Consider the following 19,344-nt stretch of genomic DNA (forward strand, 5'->3'; position numbering starts at 1 on the left):
GGTTCACACCTGCAAAATCGACGATACGAGGAGTTGCGTATACGGCGCGCGCGGATCGTCGAGCACCCGGTCAGTAAGGCCGGTCTCGACGACCCGGCCGTCCTTCATAACCATCATGCGCTGCGATAAAAGCCGCGCCACGGCGAGATCATGGGTGACGACGATGGCCGCCAGGCCGAGGTCGGTGACGAGGCCGCGCAGCAGGTCGAGTAGGCGCGCCTGCACTGATACGTCCAGTCCGCCGGTCGGCTCGTCCATGAAGACGAGGCGCGGGCCGGTCACCAGATTGCGCGCGATCTGCAGGCGCTGGCGCATGCCGCCGGAGAAGGCGCGGGGCTCGTCGTCGATGCGATCCTCGGCGATCTCGACGCGGGACAGCCAGTCGACGGCCGTGGCGCGGATGTTACCATAGTGCCGGTCTCCGACCGCCATCAGACGCTCGCCGACATTGGCGCCGGCCGAGACGGTCATCCTCAGCCCATCCGCCGGGTTCTGGTGGACAAAGCCCCAGTCGGTGCGCATCAGGAAGCGGCGCTCCGCCTCGCTCATTCGGTAGAGGTCGCGAAAGACGCCGTCGCGCATGCGGTAGGTGACGGCGCCCGAAGTCGGCATCAGCCGCGTCGACAGGCAGTTGAGCAGCGTCGTCTTGCCCGAGCCGGATTCGCCCACCACGGCCAGAACCTCGCCCGGCCAGAGATCGAAGGAAATGTCCTCGCAACCTACGCGCGAGCCGTAGAATTTGGAGAGGGAGTTGACGCGGAGAAGGGGTTCGTCGGTCATTGCGCTGCTTCCATCTTATCCGCCGACATCTCTCCGCAATGTCCCTCCTCCCGCCGCTTCTCGCAGTGATCCGTGTCGGAGCAGACGAACATGTGCCCGCCATGATCGTCGAGGATGACCTCGTCGAGATAGACCTGCTCCGCGCCGCAGAGCGCGCAGGGTTGGTCGAAACTCTGCACCTCGAACGGATGATCCTCGAAGTCGAGGCTGACCACCTCGGTAAACGGCGGTATCGCGTAGATGCGCTTTTCGCGGCCCGCCCCGAACAATTGCAGCGCCGGCGACATGTGCATTTTCGGATTGTCGAATTTCGGCGTCGGCGAGGGGTCCATCACATAGCGGCCCTCGACCTTGACCGGATAAGCATAGGTGGTGGCGATGCGGCCGTGCTTGGCGATGTCCTCGTAAAGCTTGACGTGCATCAGCCCGTATTCCTCCAGCGCGTGCATTTTCCGCGTCTCGGTTTCGCGCGGCTCGAGGAAGCGCAGCGGCTCGGGTATAGGCACCTGATAGACGAGCACTTGCCCCGCGGTGAGCGGAAATTCCGGGATCCGGTGACGCGTTTGAATGATCGTCGCCTTCGCCGTCTCCGTCGTCACCGCGACATTCGCGACCTTCCTGAAGAAGGCGCGGATCGAGACCGCATTGGTGGTGTCGTCGGCACCCTGATCGATGACCTTCAGCACGTCGTCCGGCCCGATGATCGAGGCCGTCACCTGCACGCCGCCGGTGCCCCAGCCATAAGGCATCGGCATTTCGCGGCTGGCGAACGGCACTTGGTAGCCGGGAATGGCGATGCCCTTCAGGATCGCCCGGCGGATCATCCGCTTGGTTTGCTCGTCAAGATAGGCGAAGTTATAGGTGGCGATGTTCTGCGACGCGTTCATTCCGCGGCCTCCTTGCGAATGTCGTCCGGCGCGGATTTTGCCTCGTGTTCGGCGCGCATGCGGCGCACCAGGTCGAGTTCGGCCTGGAAGTCGACATAATGCGGCAGCTTCAGGTGCTCGACGAAGCCGGTCGCCTGGACATTGTCGGAATGCGAGATGACGAATTCCTCGTCCTGGGCAGCGGCGACCACGTCCTCGCCGAATTCGCGGGCGCGCAGCGCCCGGTCGCACAGCGCCATCGCCATCGCCTTGCGCTCCGACTGGCCGAAAACCAGACCGTAGCCGCGGGTGAATTGCGGCGGCGCCTTGGCCGAACCCTTGAACTGGTTGACCATCTGGCATTCGGTGACCCGGATGCGGCCAAGCGTGACCGGGAACGGCAGTTCAGGTACGTCGAGCTCCAGCTCGACCTCGCCTATGCGTATTTCGCCGACAAAGGGATGGCTGCGGCTATAGCCGCGCTGCGTCGAATAGCCGAGCGCCAGCAAAAAGCCTTCGTCGCCGCGCGACAGCGCCTGCAGGCGGATGTCACGCTCCATCGGAAACTCCAGCGGTTCGCGCGTGATGTCGCCGGTGGCGTGGCCGTCCGGCAGACTGCCGTCCGGCTCGATCAGGCCTTCATGCGCAAGAATCTCGGAGACGCGCGGCATGGGTTCGGACGCGGCTTCACGCTGCTCCGGCTCGGCGACATCCGCGCCGCCGGCCAGTTCCGGATCGAGCAGGCGGTGCGTGTAGTCGAATGTCGGGCCAAGCAATTGCCCGCCCGGAAGATCCTTGTAGGTCGCCGAGACGCGGCGCTCGACCTGCATGGCCGCCGTGTCGATCGGGCGCGTATAGCCGAAGCGGGGCAACGTCGTGCGGTAGGCGCGCACCAGAAAGATCGCTTCGATCATGTCGCCCCGCGCCTGCATGACGGCGAGGGCCGCAAGCTCCTTGTCGTAGAGCGAACCCTCCGCCATCACCCGGTCGACGCCCAGCCCAAGCTGTTCGACGATCTGGTCGAGGCGCAGCGCCGGCACGTCGCGGTCGCCGCGCCTGCGGTCGGCGAGCAGCGCATGCGCGTTGGCGATCGCGGCCTCGCCGCCCTTCACGGCCACATGCATGTCAGGCCTCCATCGTCTTGATGCGGGTCGTGCGCGGCAGGCAGGCGACATGCTCCGGCGCTGCCAGGATCACGTCGATCCCGCGCGGGAAACGACCGCAGTTCTGCTTCCACTGCTCGACGAAGTGGCGCGGCAGAGGCGTCGGCGAGATCGTCGCCTCGGTCGCGATGCCCGGGCCTTCGAGGCGAAGCTTGGGTCCCGCTGTCAGGCTCTCAACCGTGAGGATCAGCGTTGCCGAGCGGTCGGGATATTCCTGCGTGCCTTGGGCGAAATTCTCCAGCGCGATCATCTCGGCCGGATCGCAGACCAGAGCGAAATGCGCTTCCGCCGGATTGTGCGCGAGAGGCGCGCCGGTGTGGAAGCCGAGCCAGGTCTTCGCAGCATCCGACGCCAGCAGCGCCGCGTCGAGCCAGAGCGGCGTATCGTGGTCGCACAGGGTCAGCGCCACGGCCGCCGCTGCGGGCGTCAGCGGCGCTGGCGGCGAGGCGGGCCGGCCTATCGGCTGAACCGTGCCGGGCCGGGCCATGGCTTCCATGACCGCGCGGAATACCGACTGCGCGTCGAATACGGGAGCGGCGAAACCGCCATCGATCGATTGGCCGAGCATGTCCATCAGTCCTCTCCGCGCACCATGGTGAAGAAGTCGACCTTGGTGGCCGCCGTCTCAGTGCGCCGTTTCTCGTCGGCGCCCAATTGCGCAGTCTTGAGCGGCGCGATGATCTTCTCTTCGATCTCGGCGCGGCGGGCGGGGTTCTGCCAAAGCGCGTCGGCGATCGCCGAAAGCCTCGCCTTCTCCTTGTCGCGGCCGAGCGCATAGGCATGGCCGACCTCGCCGCCGGGCAGCCGCACTGTCGCCCGTGTCACCGTCGCCTCGCCGAAATTGAACGGTGCGCCGGCGCCGCCGATGCGTCCCCGCACCGTCACCAGCCCGGTTTCAGGGCCGCGCAGCGCTTGCGCATCCGCTTCGATGCCGGCTGCATCCCAGAGCCGCCTGATCTCGCCGCCGGAGGCCATCGCCAGGGCGGCCATCGCAGCCTTGCGCCCGGCGTTCCGTTCCGCTTCTTCCCGCCTGCCGTTCTTCATATTACTTGGCCTTCATTTGTCTATTGTTCTATACAACCAAACAAATTATAGCTGGGTTCTAATGCGTGTCCATGACGTATGCGTGACAGGAGAAGAAATTGATCGGGACCGGACTGGAGCGGGAGGTGACGCGCAGAAGCGGTGTGGCGCTGTGGCGGCAGATCGCCGACCAGATCAGGCAGGCGATTGGCTCGGGCGTGCTAGGCGCGGATGGCCGGCTGCCGCCGGAACTGGCGCTGTCGGAACGCTTCGGCGTCAACCGCCATACAGTGCGGAGCGCGATCGCGGCGCTGGTGCAGGAGGGGGTGCTGAGGGCCGAGCAGGGTCGCGGCACCTTTGTCGAAAGCCGCAAGCGTCTCTCTTATCCGATCGCAGCCCGAACCCGCTTTTCCGAAGGTCTGGAGGGGCAGGCGCGGGATCGCCGCAGTAAATTGCTGGCGCATGCAGTGGAGCCGGCGAGAGGGCAGGTGACGGAGGCCTTGGGACTAGCGGCCGGCGCGGCGGTGCTGCGGCTGGAGACCATGGGCGAGGCCGATGGCCGGCCAGTGTCACGGGCGACGAGCTTCTTTGATGCATCGCGCTTCAAAGGTTTCGAGCGGTCCTTGGCCGAAACCGGGTCGATCACGGCATCGTTGCGGGACTTCGGCATCGTCGACTATTTCCGGCGATCGACACTCGTCTCGGCGCGTCATGCCGATTCCGCCGACCTTTCGGATCTGCGCCTGTCGCCTGGCGCGATCGTCCTGGTGACCATCGCTGTCAACGAGGACAATAGCGGCTCACCCATCCAGTTTTCGGAAACCCGCTTCGCCGCCGATCGGGTTGAGCTCTCTGTGTCGCAAGGCGCCTGACCGAACTGCACCGTACGGAACAATACTGGACCTAGCAAAGATGCAATGCGGTCAACGTATCCGGTACCGGTATCGCGGCGCGTCCTCATTTTAAATCCATGCATTTTCGCCTGGACAGGACGGTTCGTGTGAGTGTGCGCAGACAAATCAATTCCGTCGCCGGCACGACACAAATGAAACCTTGAAGCGGAAATCCGGCAAACCGGTGCAACAAGCCTCCGCCAATGGTGGCGCCAGAAACGACGGAGATTTCTGGCGTCATGCAGATCGAACCCAATATGGAAAGCTGGGCCAAGGGCGAGAGCAAGGCCGAGCGCACCGCCTGCATTGCAGTCCTCGCGGGCGCTCCCGGCCTCCTGCTGACAGCGGTCGCGGCGATCAGCTCAACCTCTGTCGTTTCAAATAGTATTGACTAATCAATCAGTATATACTAATGACTCCGGCATGACTAAAGCCGCCCCCATCAACGCTGTCATGCGCGCGCTTGCCGATCCAACCCGGCGAGCCGTGTTCGAGCGGGTCGCCAGCTCCAACGAGATCACCGTCGTGGAGCTGACGCGGGGGAGTGGGGTGACACAGGGCGCTATTTCCCAGCACCTCAAGTCATTGAAGCAGGCCGGCCTGGTCGCCGAGCGCCCCGAAGGTCGGAACGTCTATTATCGTGCCCAGCCCGAGGGCATCGAGCCACTGGTCGACTGGATGAGCCACTACAGCGTCTTCTGGCGCGAGCGCTTTGCAAATCTCAGAACATTGCTGAAGGAGATCGATCCATGAATGACACCGCTTTGAAACCCCGCACGCAGGACATTGTGGTCGACGAGGTCTTTCCCCATGCGCCGGAGACGATCTGGAAGGTGCTGACGACTGGCGAACTGATCGGCCGCTGGCTGATGGCGCCGACCGGGTTCGAGCCCAGGGAAGGCAAGGACTTCACCTTCCAGACCACGCCGGCCGGCGAATGGGACGGCGTCATCCACTGCCAGGTGCTGGAGGTGACGCCCAACGAGCGGCTCGCCTTTGCCTGGAAGGGCGGGCACGAGGCAAACACGGGGTACGGCTCGCGGCTGGACACGATCGTCACATGGATCCTTTCCAGGGTCGAAAACGGCACGCGTCTTCGCCTTGTCCATTCCGGCTTCGTCCTGCCGAAGAACTATTCCGCATTCAAGACCATGAGCGAAGGCTGGAAGAAGGTTGTCCAGAACATCGGCGCCATCGTCGGCGAGAAGGACTGACACGGCGGAGATCGTCGTCGCCAACACCCTTACAGGAGAAAGACATGAGCGAGGCTTATACCGGCGGATGCGCCTGCGGCGTGATCCGTTACGAAATCTCTGGAGAACCGGTGGCGATGGTAGACTGCCAGTGTCGCCAATGTCAGCGTCAAACCGGCGCCGGCCACGCATCATACCTGACCTTTTCCGGCGCGGTGCAGAAGATCGAGGGCGAGGCGAAGACCTGGGAAGTGGTTGGTGATGGCGGAACCGTCAAAGGTTGCGCCTTCTGCGCCACATGCGGGTCACCGGTGTATATTACATTTCCGGCGGCACCCGATACTATCGCTGTGCGTGCTGGCAGTCTCGATGATCCAAGCCGGTACGAGCCGCAATTCGTTACCTGGCACGCTGCCGCTCACGTCTGGGACAATCTCGATCCAGCCCTGCTGAAATTCGAGAAGATGCCGACGTAAAAGCGACCTGACCAAGCGGGAGCGAGACAGTCATCTATCGTGGCCGATCGAAGACTGTTGCGTCATTCCGGCTGTCGCACCGGCTGCCATGCTGGGCCGCATGCAGGCGACTATTCCCCGCCTTGGCGACGAGATCTTCAGCGAGCCCTCGACAGCAATCGCAGCGCTCCTCAGGAGAAGGTCACAGGGGCAGCGAATATGTACCCGGCGCCCCGCTCGGTGACTATCAGCTTCGGTTCGCTCGGCTCCTGCTCCAGTTTGCGGCGCAGGCGCAAAATCTGAACGTCGATGCTGCGGTCGAAGACCTCTTCGTCGTGCACATGGCTTGCGGTCAATAGCTGTTCGCGGGTGAGTATTTGCTGCGGAGAGCGCAGGAACGCCGCCAGCAGATTGAATTCACCGGCCGTCAGCGGCACCGCATTTCCGTCGGGCGAGATCAGCTGCCGTGTCCGCATGTTCAGCTTCCAGCCCGCGAAACAATAGTGGAGATGGCTTCCGTTTTTTTTCGAACGCTGTCGGGCGGCCGCGGCGCGTCGCAGAACCGCGCGAATCCGCGCGAGAAGCTCCCGCGGACTGAAGGGCTTCGTCAGATAGTCATCCGCGCCGAGCTCTAGGCCGACGATGCGATCCGCTTCGTCCCGGCGATGACCGGTGACGACAATGATTGGAGCTTCCGGAGGGCTGCCAAGCTGGCGGATCAGGTCGAGGCCGTCCTCTTTGCCCAGCTTCATATCGAGAATGATCAGATCCACGGCCGCGTTGCGCAGTGCGCGCGTCATGGAATCGCCGTCGGCCACGGCGGTGACCTTGAAATTCTCGCCTTCCAGATATTCGGTGAGCATGCTGCGCATGGCGGGATCGTCATCCACGATCAGCACATGCTTGCCGGCCGATGTGGGCCGAATACTGGAATATGTCCCTAAGTTTCGTTCCGGCAGCATAGCGATCAATCCGAATCTTGCGCCGTCGCCAGTTTCATCAAAGCGCCGATTTTTGGCGGTTTATAGGTGCATGGTTACGAGCCCAGCTTGGCTAAGCCCCGGCTTTAGGGCCGGACTGCGGACGATCGGTCAGCCGATCCATAAAAGCCCGGCACGGGCACGGCTGCCGATTTGCATGGCCATGTTCATGGCGTTCGCACTGGCCGCGGCAAGCCAACCCGCCCGGGAGCAGCAGGAGCCGATCTCCCCGGTTAGTCCGGCTGAAACCATAGATATGGCGAAGATTGCGTTGGGCGAGGCCCTGTTCCGTGACCCGCGCCTGTCGCGCCACGGGACGGTCGCATGCACGTCATGCCACCGGCTCGATGAGGGCGGCGACGATGGCCGCGCCCGTTCCATAGCCGCGGATGGAGGCCTGCTCGATTTCAATTCGCCGACGGTCTTCAACGCAGCGCTCAATTTCCGGCTCAACTGGCGCGGCAATTTCCGCGCTCTCGAGGAACAGAACGAAGCGGTCCTGCTCGACCCGTCCCTGATGAATACGAGTTGGGAGGAACTGCTGCCCAAATTGCGGGGCGAACCCACCTATGCCGATGGGTTCGCGGCAGCTTACGGCTCCGCCCCCGATAGAGAGAACGTGCTCGACGCGCTTGGAGCATTCCAGCGGTCGCTGGTCACGCCCGATGCGCGCTTCGACCGGTATCTGAGAGGAGAACGGAGCGCCCTTACGGCGGAGGAGGTGCGCGGCTACGAACTTTTCAAGGACTATGGCTGCATCGCCTGCCATCAAGGTCGGAATGTCGGGGGCAATCTTTTCCAGAAATTCGGCATATTCGCCAATCCCTTCGCCGATCAGGAGACAAGGTCGGACGGCGATCTCGGGCGCTTCACGATCACGGGACAGGAGCGGGATCGCCATGTGTTCCGTGTTCCAAGCCTTCGAAACGTCGCGCTGACCGCACCCTATTTCCATGATGGGCGCACCGCCTCGCTTGCCGAAGCCGTAAAGATCATGGCGGGCAGCCAGCTCGGCCGCGAACTGCCGGACGCCGACAACCGTTCGATCGTCAGCTTCCTCAACACGCTTACCGGCGAATATCGCAGCGCGCCGAAGGCGAGCGAGCGCAACGGGTCGCAGCCGTGAAAGCGCTTCGCTTGCTCGCGCCGATCATTGCGGGGCTTGTGATCGTGCTCACCTATTTCCTGGTGCAGGGCACGACCATCAACACCCCGCGGCATGAGCGCGCCGAGGTATTGCAGGCCGTCGTCCTTTACGATGCCGCCCTGCAACGCGATGTGCTGCTTGCCCGGGCGGGACTCCTGCCGAACTACGACCCGCTTGTCAGGTCGATGGAAAACCTGCTGACGGCGACCGCGGACCTGCCCGCCGCAAGTGAGATAGCGAGCGGCGAGGCTCGCGCCGACATGGAGCGGAAGGTCGGCGAAGTCACGAAGGCGGTGGGCGATCAGGAAGCGCTCGTCGAAGCCTTCAAATCCGACAACGCGCTACTGCAGAATTCGCTCTCCTATTTCAACCATCTGAGCGGGCAACTGACATCCGGCCACGAGCCTGGCCGGGCGGCTGTTGAAGCCGAGGTCGGCGTGCTCACCACCGGCATGTTGCGCTACATCAATGCGCCCCGGCCCGATACGGCGGGGGAGATCGAGGCATCGCTCGACAGGCTCGAAAGGCTGGCGAGCGAGCCGGCCGATGACATCCACTCGCTTGTCACTCACGGACGGCTGGTCGTGGCGATGTTTCCCCGCGTCGACGATCTCGTCGCCCGCATCCAGGCTGCTCCAACAAGCGAGTTGGCGCACGTGCTGCAAGACGCCTATTTTGAGGCGCATGCGCGCGCCGCCGCTCATGCAGACCTCTTCATGGCCCTGCTCTATGTAGCGGCGCTCGCACTGGTGGGCTACGTGGCCTATCTGTTCGTCCGCCTGCGCGCCAACGCCGGCATTCTCAGGACGAGGCTGGAATTCGAAAGGCTGGTCGCCTCGATCTCCACGCGATTCATCAACCTGCCGCGCAACGAGATCCGGACCGCCGTCGGCAAGGCGCTCGCCGAGCTTGCCGAACATGCGAATGTCGCCGGCGCTCGGATCATCATGTTCCGTGGCGCCGAGGCAGACAGCGACCGCAGCTATTCGTATCAACGCGATGCCGCGAGCACCCCGATTTCTCCCGAACGGATGCTGGAACTCATCCGCCACTGGACTGCAAAGGGGTATGAGCGCGAGGGCTGCCTCCACATCGCGGACGTCGCGGCGCTCCCGGACGGCGAGGAGAGGGCGGCGCTGTGGTCGGCCGGCATACGGTCATGGCTCTGCATACCGATGCGGATCGCGGGCGAATGCCTTGGCGTCCTCGTTTTTCATGATCCCGCGGCGCGGCGCTGGCACGACGACGACATCTCCCTCATGCGCACCGTCGCCGAGATATTCGCCAACGCCATCGCGCGCGAAAGGAGCGAGAGCGAGCGCGAAGAACTGCAGGCGCAGCTCAACCGGTCGCAGCGGCTCGAGGCGATCGGCACCTTTGCCGGCGGCATCGCGCACGAGTTCAACAACATCCTCGGAGCGATCCGCGGCTATAGCGAAATGGCGCTGGCGGTGCTGCTCAAGGACTCTCACGCGCGGCGGCACGTCCTGCAGATCGTGAAGGCGGGCGAACGTGCGCAGCACATCGTCGAACAGGTCCTTGCCTTCGGGCGCCGGCGGGAGCGCGAGCACCGGCCCGTCAGCGCCGGGGCAGTGATTGCGGAGGCGGTCGATCTGGTGCGTGCGTCGCTTCCCGCCACATTGTCGCTGCGGACGGGTCTGGCGGCGGAAGGTGCCGTCCTGATGGGCGATCCGACCGAACTGCAGCAGGTGGTGATGAATCTCTGCACGAATGCGGGCCAGGCGACGGACGGGCGCGGCGTGCTCAAGATCGGCCTCGACACGATCGCGCCGAGGCGCACGCTTGGCCTGTCGCACGGCAGCCTGCCGGCCGGGCGTTACATCAGGCTCAAGGTGAGGGACAGCGGTCACGGTATCGACCAGGCGACGATGGAGCGGATCTTCGAGCCGTTCTTCACCACCAAGCGCGCTGGGCAAGGCACGGGATTGGGGCTCTCGACCGTGCACGGGATCGTCAGCGCGCATCACGGCGCCATCAATGTGAAGAGCAAGCCGGGAAAGGGCACGACATTCGAAGTCTACTTTCCGCAGATCGAGCAGGAAGCACCCGAGGAAGAAGCGCCCGAGACGCCGGTCCGCAACGGACACGGCGAGACCGTCCTCATCGTGGACGACGACAAGCCGCTCGTCCTGCTCGGCGAAGAGATGCTCGCCGCGCTCGGCTATGAGCCGGTCGGCTTCGATCGAGGCCACGCCGCGCTCGCGGCGTTCCGTGACGATCCGGCGCGCTTCGATCTCGTGTTGACGGACGAGGTCATGCCGGACGTGACGGGGACCGAACTTGCCGGCGCGATGCATGACATTCGCCCGGACATTCCGATCGTGCTTATGACCGGCTACGACGGGGCGCTCCAGCCGGACCGCCTGCGGTCGGCCGGCGTTCGCGAGGTGCTGGAGAAGCCGCTTCTATCGCGGTCGCTCGCCGACTGCCTTGCGCGGCAATTGGCGGGGTAGGGGTGCCGCCCGAGCGACGGGAATTCTGTTCCGGGCGCGGGCGCACCCATCGTTACATCTGTAACCAGCCAATCCGATCCTGAAATCATCCGGTAGCGTCGGCTTTGCATCATCGCTGACCCGACGGGCGGCGAAGTGCTGCCCAAACGGAAATTGGGAATACGGAGAGATGTGATGCGCCCTACGCTTGTGGATGGCGGCTCAGCCATCGACAGCCGTCTTGAACGGAATAAATATCGCGCCCGGCCGGAAGCTCGCTCGTGGGATGGCGCGCCGCCGGCCCGCCAGAATGCCGCAGCGCCCTCGCCGGAGGGCATCTTGCAGCTGGGCTGGGGCTTCCGAGGCTCCAAAGTCCTGCTCAGCGCCGTCGAACTCGATCTCTTTACCGAGCTTGCCGCCGTGCCTCTCGATGGCGAGACGCTGCGCAGGCGGCTTCGGCTGCATGAGCGCGGTGCTCGCGATTTCTTCGACGCGCTCGTCGCGCTTGGCATGCTTCGGCGGTGCAGCGGCCTCTACGCCAACACGCCCGAGACCGGTTTCTATCTCGACCGCAACAAGCCCAGCTACATCGGCGGACTGCTCCGTCTGGCAAACGCAACGATCTATCCCAACTGGCGCAACCTGACCGAGGCGCTGCGGACCGGAAAACCCCAGAGCGGGGTCGGGGAGGGCGAAAACCTGTTCGACATGCTCTATGCCGATCCGGCTGCCGCTGTCGGTTTTGCCGAAGCGATGACGGGCGCCAGCCTTCCGTCGGCATGGGCGCTTGCCCGGCGATTCCCCTGGGAAGAGTACAAGACGTTCATCGACATCGGCGCCGCCGAAGGCGCCCTCCCGGTCACGATCGCGCAGGCGCATCTGCATCTCTCCGGCGGCGGCTTCGACTTGCCGAGAGTGCGGCCCATCTTCGAGGCCTATGTCGGGCGGCACGGCCTCGCGGATCGTCTGCCGTTCCATCCCGGCGACTTCTTCAAGGATCCGCTCCCCTCGGCGGACGTGCTCGTGCTCGGCCAGATCCTGCATGACTGGAACCTCGAGGCAAAACACCAACTGCTGGAGAAGGCCTATGCGGCCCTTCCGGAGCAGGGTGCGCTCATCGTCTACGACCAGATGATCGACGACGATCGCCGGCAAAACACGGCGGGCCTGCTGACCAGCCTGAGCATGCTGGTCGCCACCCAGGGCGGGTTCGATTATACGGTCGCGGAATGCACTGACTGGATGCGTGAAGCCGGCTTCGCCCGGATCCGCCATGAGCACCTGAGCGGTCCTTTCTCGATGATGGTGGGGATCAAATAGCCAGGGAGCCCATGATGAGACGCATTCTGATCACAGGAGCCGCTCTCGCGACGGGTGGTATTCTCGCCGTGGCGGCGATGAAGCCCGGCGTCGGTGGAGCCGAACATGCGGACGTCGAGCGCGGCCGCTATCTGGTGACGATCGGCGGATGCAACGACTGCCACACGCCCGATTATCTCATGAAGGCCGGCAACGTGCCGGAGGATCGCTGGCTGGTCGGCGACAGCGTCGGCTTCAGCGGTCCATGGGGCACGACCTATCCTTCCAATCTACGCAGCCTGCTCGCGGATATGAGCGAGGACGACTGGGTGCGGTATGTGCGCACGCTTGAGACGCGGCCGCCGATGCCATGGTTTAACCTGCGGGCCTTCGACGAAGACGATCTGCGCGCCATGCACCGCTACATCCGTTCGCTGCCGGCGGACGACAGGGCGGTTCCGGACTACGTGCCGCCGGACCAACAGCCTAAGACGCCGCATATCGTCATGGTGCCGCAAGCGCCGAAGCCATGAGGCTTTCCGTGCCCATTGTTGGCTATCGTCCAAAGCCCGCGCTTGTCGGCAGCCAAAGCGACAGCTGCGGGAAGGCCCAGATCAACACGAGCCCGCCGATCAGCAGCGCCACGTAAGGCGAGGAACCGCGGATGATCTGCGACAGCGGCGCGTTGGTGATGCCCTTGATGACGAACAGGTTCATCCCGACCGGCGGCGTGATCAGCGCCAATTCCAGGTTGATCATCAGCATGACGCCGTACCAGATCAGATTGATGTCCAGCGCTACCATGGCCGGCAATATGATCGGCGTGGTGATCAGGATGATGGCGATAGTCTCGAGGAACATGCCGAGCACGAAGATCGCCGCCATGACCACCAGGATGAAACCGGTCTGCGACAGGCCGAGCGCGGTCACACCCTCCATGATCTCGGCCGGCAGGCGGATGATCGTCACCGCATGACCGAACAGTCCCGCGCTGGCGATGATCATGAACAGCATGGCGCTTGTGCGCATGGTCTGCCAGGTACAGTCCCAGAGATCGGCCACGGATACGTTGCGGTACACCAGAAGCGCGACGAGCAGCGCATAGACCGCGCCGACGGCCGCCGCTTCGCCCGCGGTGAAGATGCCGAGATAGATGCCGCCGAGAATTATCGGCGGCATCATCACCGCCCATATCGATTTCATGAAGGCGGCCAGCACCCCCTTGTTCCGGGCCAGGCCTGCGTCTTGGTCTCGCCATGTGCGTTTGCCTGGAACCACGAGAAGACGGCGAAAATCGCGGCCATGATCAGTCCGGGGATCATGCCCGCCAGGAAGAGCGCGCCGATGGAGGCATCCGTGACGATCGCATAGAGGATCATCGGGCCCGACGGCGGAATGAGAATGCCGAGCGTGCCGCCGGCGGCGATGATGCCGTAGGTGTCGCGCGGGCGGTAGCCGAACCGTTGCATCTGCGGGATAGCGGTCGAGCCGATCGTCAGCGCGGTCGCGACCGACGAGCCCGAAATGGTGGAGAAGATCGTGCACGACAAAATGGTCGCGAAGCCCAGCCCGCCCTTGATGTGTCCAACCAGCCTGTTGGCCATGTCGTAGAGATCGTCGACCACCTTCGCCTTGATCATAACATGCGCCATGAAGGCGAACATCGGGATCGTCGCCAGCAGCGGGTTATTGAGGCTGGCGAAGATCGTGTCTGCGATCGAGTCGATCCTGCCCTCGTAGATCATCAGGATAGCCGCTGAGGACAGGCCCAGCGCCGCGAAGATCGGCATGCCCGTCAGGAGCAGGAGGACGAGAAAGCCGAGGATCAGAAAGGTCGTCATGGTAGCTTCCCGCCGAACAGCCTGAGCATGGCAGCCAGGGCAGCGAGCCCGAGCAGCACGGCGCCGGCAACCATGGTCGATTGCGGGATCCACATCGGCAGGCTGAGGTAGCCGGTCGAATAGGCGCCGAACCGGTAGGAGAACACGATCGTGTGCCAGGAAGTGACGAGCAGCAGCGCGGCGAAGACGATCACGCTGGCGAGCGACCACAATTCCAGCCACCAGCGCGCCTTGGGCCCAAGATGATCGAACAAGAGGTCGATCCGGATATGATCGCCGCGGCGCAAGGCTTCGGCCGCTCCGAACATGACGATGGCGACCACGAGGAAGCCGGTCGCTTCGTCGACGCCCATCAGCGGCCTGCCGAGGAAGTAGCGGTTGAAGACGCTGACGGCGGTGCTCGCCAGAACCACGAGGATCAGCAGCGCGCTCAACGCTCCGCCGAGGCGCGAAATCGCCGCCGCGGCGCGCTCGGGAAACGAGGAGGCGCGCGGCGCCTCCCCGTCGGTCGACATGTCTTCCAGCACGGCGGCTACTGGATCTTCTCGATCAGTCCGAGCAGCGTCTTGCCGTCTTCGCCGGACTCTTCGGCGAAACCTTCGGCAAAGGCCGGCTGCATCGCCGCCTTGAAAGCCTCGTTCTCGGCGTCGGTGGCAACGTGAACCTTGACGCCCTTCTCCTCGAGTTGTTTCGGCGCGTCGGCCGCGGCTTGGATGGAGGCTTCGAGCGCCCATTGCGAGGCGGCTTCGCCAGACTGTTTGAGCGCCGCCTTGGACTTGTCGCTCAAACCTTCATACCAGGCTGGGTTGACATAACCATGCAGGTAGGCTGCCAGCACAGGCACCACCGTCATGTGATCCTGCACCTCGAAATATTTGCGCGAATAGGCGGCCGCCACGTCCGTTACGGCGGCGTCGATGACGCCCGTCGCCAATGCCTGATAGACTTCACTGCCGGGCATGGCCACCGTGGTGGCGCCCATCGCGGTCAAGCCGCGATCGAAAGCGGGCCCGATGCCGCGCATCTTGATACCGGTGAAGTCGTCCGGCGAAACCAGGGCCTTGCCCTTTGACGTAAACACGCTGGTGTTAGTCTGGAACATCCAGGCGATGTTCTTGACGCCCTTTTTGGTGAGCTTCTCCTCCAGGAAGGCGGCAGCCTCGGATGTCGGCCATTTCTTCCACGCCTCGATAGAGGACATGGTGTAGGGGCCGACAGTGACATTCATGATCGGCAGCGTCTTGCCCCACTGGAAATTGAGCGAGAACGCGCACTCGATGTCGCCCTTGGCCACAGAAAGGATATTGTCGTTGGCCTTGATCAGACTGTCGGCCCCGAACACCTGAACGTCGAGTTCTCCGTCGGAGAGCTTCTCGACCTCCGCCGCCCATTTGTCGACGACGATGGCGATGTGGTGCGCGGGCGGCAATTGGTGGCTGCAGCGCATTGGTGTTGCCGCATGCGACATGGTGACGGCCGAGAGCAGCAGCGTGGCTGCGAGTGTTGCAGTGTAGCGGTTCATAGTATTCCTCCCTTTGGTTTCTTTAGACGGCTCCGGGCCTCCGTTCCCGATCATGCGCGCCAGTCGAGCGTGCGGGGCGGACCCGCGCGCGCGATGGCGCCGTAGAATTTTTCCTCCGGCATGGCGTGTTCCGGTACGGACCGGACGGCGGCCAGCGCGTCGAGGTCGATGCCGGTCGCAAAGCCCTTGGTCTCGCACAGGAAGACCAGATCCTCGAAGACGATGTTGCCCGTCGCGCCCGGCGCGAACGGGCAGCCGCCGAGCCCACCGAGCGATCCGTCGAGCACGCGGCAGCCGGCGTCGATCGCGGCCGAGGCATTGGCGATGCCCATGCCGCGCGTGTCGTGAAGATGGACGATGAAGGCTTCGCCGGAAAGCCGCGCCATGGCTGCCGAGAGCTCCGCCACCTGCCGCGGCCCCGCGAAGCCGACCGTGTCGGCGATGCCGACGATGTCGGCCCCGGCTTCGATGCAGGCCTCCGACAGCCGCAACACTTCGGCCTGATCGACCTTGCCGGCGATGGAGCAGCCGAACGCCATTGCGATCCCGGCATTCACGATCGCCTTGTGGCCGCGCTCGTCGCGCATCCGCACCGCCGTGCGCACCAGATCGATCGCCTCGGCGCGCGAGCGACGCATGTTGGCCTGGCTGTGCTCCTCGGTCGCCGAGATCACGCAGACGACCTCGTCGACTTCGGTCTCGAACGCATCGGCCAAGCCGCGCTCGTTGAGCGCCAAAGCTGCCGACCGGGCGCCATCGAGGCCGCTGACAGCCTCGATCATCTGTCTGACGTCCGCAAATTGCGGCATGCGGCTCGCCGGCAGGAACGAACCCACTTCGAAATGGTGCACGCCGGCGGCATGCTCGCGCGCTAGCCATTGGCGCTTCTCGTCGGTCGACGGCCAGCTCTTCACCAGTTGCAGCCCGTCGCGCAGGCCGACCTCGCGCAGGCTCACCCGGTCGGCCGGATAGGCTGCCGCAACCCGGCTCATGCCGCTTTCCTCGTCGCGCCCTGCGCCTTGCCGATCGCTTCCGCGTCGAAACCGAGCGATCCCAACACCGAGCCCGTATCCTGTCCCAGCGCCGGCACATCGCCGCCGCCTGTGAGCATGACGCCGTCGACATCGAATGGCAGAGAGGGCGCACGGAAACTCTGGCCGTCCGGCAGCTTCGATGTCGCCAGCCCTCCCGGTCGCATCACATGCGGGTCCGAATACATGTCCGACGGTTTTGCGATCGGCGAATAGGGAATGCCGAGCTTTTCGAAGGCCTCGGCAAGCAGCGTGGATTCGCGCAATGCGATGGCCCTTGCCACTATCGGGATCGTGCGGTCCCGCGCCTCGATCTGGTCCATGCGCGCCTGCAGCCCGGGGTCGGCAAGCAGTTCATCCAGCCCAAGCAGCCGGCACAGCGATGTCCATTGGCCCTCCGTTACCGCACCGACGAACATCTGGCGGCCGTCGGACGTTTCGAAGATGTCATAGACCGGCCAGGAGAAAGTGCGCTCTGGCATCGGCGGCGGGTTGGTGCCTTCGAGTTCGAACTGCACCATGTGCTGAGCCACCAAAAGCAGGCAGTTCTCGAACAAGCCGACGCGCAGGCTGCGGCCCTTGCCGGTCTCCTTGCGCTCCATCAGAGCCGCCAGAACGGAGAATGCCCCGAACAGCCCGCCCATGATGTCGTTGGCCGACGAGCCGACCCGCAGCGGCCGTCCGGTCGGCCCGGTCATGTAGGCGAGGCCCGTCATCATCTGGACCACTTCGTCGAGCGCCGTGCGGTCCTGATACGGACCGCTCAGGAATCCCTTGTGCGAAGCAAGGATCAGGCGCGGATGGCGCGCACGCAGCTCATCGAGATCCGCCCCCATTTTCGACAGCGAGGCGTCCCGGAAGTTTTCCACAAAGACGTCGGCAGTGGCCAGGAGCGCGTCAAGCGCGCGGCGTCCATCCTCCGACTTCAGGTCGAGCTGGACCGATTTCTTGCCGCGGTTGAACAGCGGAAAGAACGGCCTTCCCATTCCCGTGAGGTTTCGCGTTTTGTCGCCTTCAGGCGGTTCGACCTTGATCACTTCCGCGCCGAGCATGCCGAGGAACATACCGCAGGACGGGCCCATGATCATGTGGCTCATCTCGACTACCCTGATCCCCTCAAGGGGCCGGAAGCTCTGATTCATTTCATTCTCCTCGAACGCCCGTACGCTAGCGTTGCAGGCGCCGTCGGAAAATCATAATGTTTCTAAGCCACCTTTCGAAAATCCAGAAATCGCCGATGGACTCGCGCCAACTCCGCTACTTCGCCGCCATGTACGAGCAGGGCACGCTGTCCAATGCGGCCGAGACCTGCCGCGTCGCCGTGTCCGCGCTCAGCCATCACCTCGCCAATCTCGAGGCGGAGTTCGGCGCGCCGCTTTTCATACGCAAGCCGCGAGGCCTGCAACCCACCGCGGCCGGCGAACGGCTTTATGTCCACGCCAAGTCGATCCTCAAAGCGATGTCGGCCGCCGAGAAGGACATCCGCGAGGCCGGCACCGAGATCGCGGGTGAGGTCTCGGTGGGCATGGCCTATTCGGCGGTCAAGGCGATCGGTGTCGATCTCGCGCGGCGCATCGTGTCAGACTATCCCAAGGTCCGGCTGTCCCTGTCGGAGAGCCTGTCTGGTTCGACGCTGATGCACCTGATGGCGTCGGAGGTTGACATCGCACTGGTCTATAATCCGCCCGCCGATCCGCGTTTGAAGACGCAAGCCGTGCTGGAGGAGCAGATGGTGCTGGTCGGCACCCGCGCCATCATCGGCGATAGCGACCAGCCGGTCCGCTTCGCCGACATCCTCGACCTACCGATGATTCTGCTGCGGCAGGGCATCTCGGCCCGTGCCCTGATGGACGACACTAACCTTCTCAAGAAGCTCGAAGGCCGCGCCAAGCTGCAGATGAACTCGGTCCACGCCATCGGCGCCTCGCTCGCCGCCGGCCTCGGCTGCACAATCGGCACCAAGCTGTTTATGTACGAGCATATCGAGAGCGGCCTGCTGCATTATCGTCCGATCGTCGAGCCGGAATTGTCGCGCACGCTCTATGTCTGCGAGATGGCCGATCGCCCGGCGACCTATGCGCTGGAGGCCGTCCGCAGCCTGATACTCGACCTCGTGCGCCGTTCTGTCATGGACGGACGCTGGGAGGCACGCATGGTCATGCCGGCAGCGTGATGCCGACGCGTTCGTTCTCCTCCGGCGTGGCGTTCCAGTAGCCGTAGCGCGCCGACGTCTCCAGAAAGCGCTGGATCACCTCAGGCGTGGGCGGCGCCGGCTGTCGTCCCGAAACGACGGGCGAGCCGACTTCCTGGAAGAGGCCGATCCTGTCGGTGCTGACGATCACCATCGTCGCCGGGTCGTTTTTCCGGTTGCGGAAGGCGTGCTTCGCGCCGCCCGGGACATGGAAGATGTCGCCGGGCCGGATTGGAATCCATTCGGAGCTTTGCGCAGTCTGACGAAGCCCCTCGACCTCGCCCGAAACCATCAGGAAAGTCTCGGGATCTGCATGCGCGTGCAGGGGCACAGAGACGCTGGGCGGAATCGTGCCGCGCATGACGCACAGCTCTCCTTTCCGCAGCGGCGTCAGATATTCCACCACCGGGCCCATCACCTCGAAACGTTCGATGTCGCTTGTGTCAACGAGATGCGCGGCAGGTTCCGTGATTGTGAAATGGGACATTGCCTTGCTTCCTTGTTCGG

General features: G+C 64.0%; 23 protein-coding genes. 10 read left to right on the forward strand and 13 right to left on the reverse strand.

The genetic code is table 11. The features are described from left to right. Positions 1–3: 3 nt before the first annotated feature. The 5 genes from phnK to phnG are packed head-to-tail and all read right to left on the reverse strand — an operon-like array spanning position 4 to position 3,853. A complete protein-coding gene (phnK, locus tag ACG873_RS04225) occupies positions 4–780 on the reverse strand; it encodes a phosphonate C-P lyase system protein PhnK (RefSeq protein ID WP_353644329.1) in 777 nt (258 codons plus the stop codon). After that, the gene (locus ACG873_RS04230; protein ID WP_394890585.1) at positions 777–1,667 is read right to left on the reverse strand and encodes an alpha-D-ribose 1-methylphosphonate 5-phosphate C-P-lyase PhnJ; all 891 of its coding nucleotides are present in this window, start codon (positions 1,665–1,667) and stop codon (positions 777–779) included. Before ACG873_RS04230 ends, phnK begins: the two co-directional genes overlap by 4 nt. After that, the gene (locus ACG873_RS04235; RefSeq protein ID WP_394890586.1) at positions 1,664–2,770 is read right to left on the reverse strand and encodes a carbon-phosphorus lyase complex subunit PhnI; all 1,107 of its coding nucleotides are present in this window, start codon (positions 2,768–2,770) and stop codon (positions 1,664–1,666) included. Before ACG873_RS04235 ends, ACG873_RS04230 begins: the two co-directional genes overlap by 4 nt. 1 nt (position 2,771) lies before the next feature. Continuing rightward, entirely contained in the window at positions 2,772–3,383 is a 612-nt protein-coding gene (gene phnH, locus ACG873_RS04240; protein ID WP_394890587.1) for a phosphonate C-P lyase system protein PhnH, read from the reverse strand. Continuing rightward, positions 3,383–3,853, reverse strand: coding sequence for a phosphonate C-P lyase system protein PhnG (gene phnG, locus ACG873_RS04245; RefSeq protein WP_394890588.1), 471 nt, complete (start codon positions 3,851–3,853; stop codon positions 3,383–3,385). Before phnG ends, phnH begins: the two co-directional genes overlap by 1 nt. A gap of 98 nt (positions 3,854–3,951) precedes the next feature. Here phnG and phnF point away from each other — a divergent pair, with 98 nt between their 5' ends. From phnF to ACG873_RS04270, 5 genes are all read left to right on the forward strand, one after another. Beyond that, positions 3,952–4,704, forward strand: a complete 753-nt coding sequence (phnF, locus tag ACG873_RS04250) for a phosphonate metabolism transcriptional regulator PhnF (protein WP_394890589.1) — start codon at positions 3,952–3,954, stop codon at positions 4,702–4,704. Between the two features lie 260 nt (positions 4,705–4,964). After that, complete coding sequence (locus ACG873_RS04255) at positions 4,965–5,120, forward strand: hypothetical protein (protein ID WP_394890590.1); 156 nt, start codon at positions 4,965–4,967, stop codon at positions 5,118–5,120. A gap of 28 nt (positions 5,121–5,148) precedes the next feature. After that, a complete protein-coding gene (locus ACG873_RS04260) occupies positions 5,149–5,478 on the forward strand; it encodes an ArsR/SmtB family transcription factor (RefSeq protein ID WP_394890591.1) in 330 nt (109 codons plus the stop codon). Continuing rightward, positions 5,475–5,939 (forward strand): SRPBCC family protein, encoded by a 465-nt coding sequence (locus tag ACG873_RS04265; protein WP_394890592.1) that lies wholly within the window; start codon positions 5,475–5,477, stop codon positions 5,937–5,939. Before ACG873_RS04260 ends, ACG873_RS04265 begins: the two co-directional genes overlap by 4 nt. A gap of 44 nt (positions 5,940–5,983) precedes the next feature. Then, a complete protein-coding gene (locus ACG873_RS04270; RefSeq protein WP_394890593.1) occupies positions 5,984–6,394 on the forward strand; it encodes a GFA family protein in 411 nt (136 codons plus the stop codon). Positions 6,395–6,564: 170 nt separating this feature from the next. Here the strand turns inward: ACG873_RS04270 and ACG873_RS04275 are convergent, their stop codons facing one another. Next, entirely contained in the window at positions 6,565–7,335 is a 771-nt protein-coding gene (locus ACG873_RS04275; RefSeq protein ID WP_394890594.1) for a response regulator, read from the reverse strand. A 187-nt stretch (positions 7,336–7,522) separates the two neighbouring features. On the opposite strand from ACG873_RS04275, the gene ACG873_RS04280 reads away from it, so the two are divergent. The 4 genes from ACG873_RS04280 (at position 7,523) to ACG873_RS04295 (ending at position 12,785) form a co-directional block, all read left to right on the forward strand. Beyond that, on the forward strand, positions 7,523–8,479 hold the full coding sequence (locus ACG873_RS04280; RefSeq protein ID WP_394890595.1) for a cytochrome-c peroxidase: 957 nt from the start codon (positions 7,523–7,525) through the stop codon (positions 8,477–8,479). Then, entirely contained in the window at positions 8,476–10,974 is a 2,499-nt protein-coding gene (locus tag ACG873_RS04285; protein WP_394890596.1) for a two-component system VirA-like sensor kinase, read from the forward strand. The genes ACG873_RS04280 and ACG873_RS04285 overlap by 4 nt, the downstream gene beginning before the upstream one ends. A gap of 174 nt (positions 10,975–11,148) precedes the next feature. Next, a complete protein-coding gene (locus ACG873_RS04290) occupies positions 11,149–12,273 on the forward strand; it encodes a methyltransferase (RefSeq protein WP_394890597.1) in 1,125 nt (374 codons plus the stop codon). Positions 12,274–12,284: 11 nt separating this feature from the next. Beyond that, positions 12,285–12,785 carry a hypothetical protein gene (locus ACG873_RS04295; protein ID WP_394890598.1) on the forward strand — a complete coding sequence of 167 codons (501 nt, stop codon included), beginning with the start codon at positions 12,285–12,287 and terminating at the stop codon, positions 12,783–12,785. A 22-nt stretch (positions 12,786–12,807) separates the two neighbouring features. On the opposite strand, the gene ACG873_RS04300 is transcribed toward ACG873_RS04295, so the two are convergent. From ACG873_RS04300 to ACG873_RS04325, 6 genes are read right to left on the reverse strand one after another with little or no spacing between them, the layout of a single operon-like run. Continuing rightward, on the reverse strand, positions 12,808–13,455 hold the full coding sequence (locus tag ACG873_RS04300) for a TRAP transporter large permease subunit (protein WP_394890599.1): 648 nt from the start codon (positions 13,453–13,455) through the stop codon (positions 12,808–12,810). Further along, entirely contained in the window at positions 13,452–14,093 is a 642-nt protein-coding gene (locus tag ACG873_RS04305) for a TRAP transporter large permease subunit (RefSeq protein ID WP_394890600.1), read from the reverse strand. The genes ACG873_RS04300 and ACG873_RS04305 overlap by 4 nt, the downstream gene beginning before the upstream one ends. Beyond that, a complete protein-coding gene (locus ACG873_RS04310) occupies positions 14,090–14,608 on the reverse strand; it encodes a TRAP transporter small permease subunit (RefSeq protein ID WP_394890601.1) in 519 nt (172 codons plus the stop codon). The genes ACG873_RS04305 and ACG873_RS04310 overlap by 4 nt, the downstream gene beginning before the upstream one ends. A gap of 17 nt (positions 14,609–14,625) precedes the next feature. Beyond that, positions 14,626–15,615, reverse strand: coding sequence for a TRAP transporter substrate-binding protein DctP (dctP, locus tag ACG873_RS04315; protein ID WP_394890602.1), 990 nt, complete (start codon positions 15,613–15,615; stop codon positions 14,626–14,628). Positions 15,616–15,665: 50 nt separating this feature from the next. Beyond that, positions 15,666–16,607 (reverse strand): hydroxymethylglutaryl-CoA lyase, encoded by a 942-nt coding sequence (locus tag ACG873_RS04320; protein ID WP_394890603.1) that lies wholly within the window; start codon positions 16,605–16,607, stop codon positions 15,666–15,668. After that, the gene (locus tag ACG873_RS04325; RefSeq protein WP_394890604.1) at positions 16,604–17,788 is read right to left on the reverse strand and encodes a CaiB/BaiF CoA transferase family protein; all 1,185 of its coding nucleotides are present in this window, start codon (positions 17,786–17,788) and stop codon (positions 16,604–16,606) included. Before ACG873_RS04325 ends, ACG873_RS04320 begins: the two co-directional genes overlap by 4 nt. A 56-nt stretch (positions 17,789–17,844) precedes the next feature. Here ACG873_RS04325 and ACG873_RS04330 point away from each other — a divergent pair, with 56 nt between their 5' ends. Next, positions 17,845–18,819, forward strand: coding sequence for a LysR family transcriptional regulator (locus ACG873_RS04330; RefSeq protein ID WP_394890605.1), 975 nt, complete (start codon positions 17,845–17,847; stop codon positions 18,817–18,819). Here ACG873_RS04330 and ACG873_RS04335 read toward each other — a convergent pair. Continuing rightward, positions 18,803–19,324: a cupin domain-containing protein gene (locus ACG873_RS04335; RefSeq protein ID WP_394890606.1), complete on the reverse strand. Its 522-nt coding sequence runs from the start codon at positions 19,322–19,324 to the stop codon at positions 18,803–18,805. The genes ACG873_RS04330 and ACG873_RS04335 overlap by 17 nt on opposite strands. Positions 19,325–19,344: the final 20 nt, after the last annotated feature.

Origin of the sequence: Allomesorhizobium aridi (assembly GCF_043769475.1) — a bacterium.
Taxonomy (GTDB): Bacteria; Pseudomonadota; Alphaproteobacteria; order Rhizobiales; family Rhizobiaceae; genus Allomesorhizobium.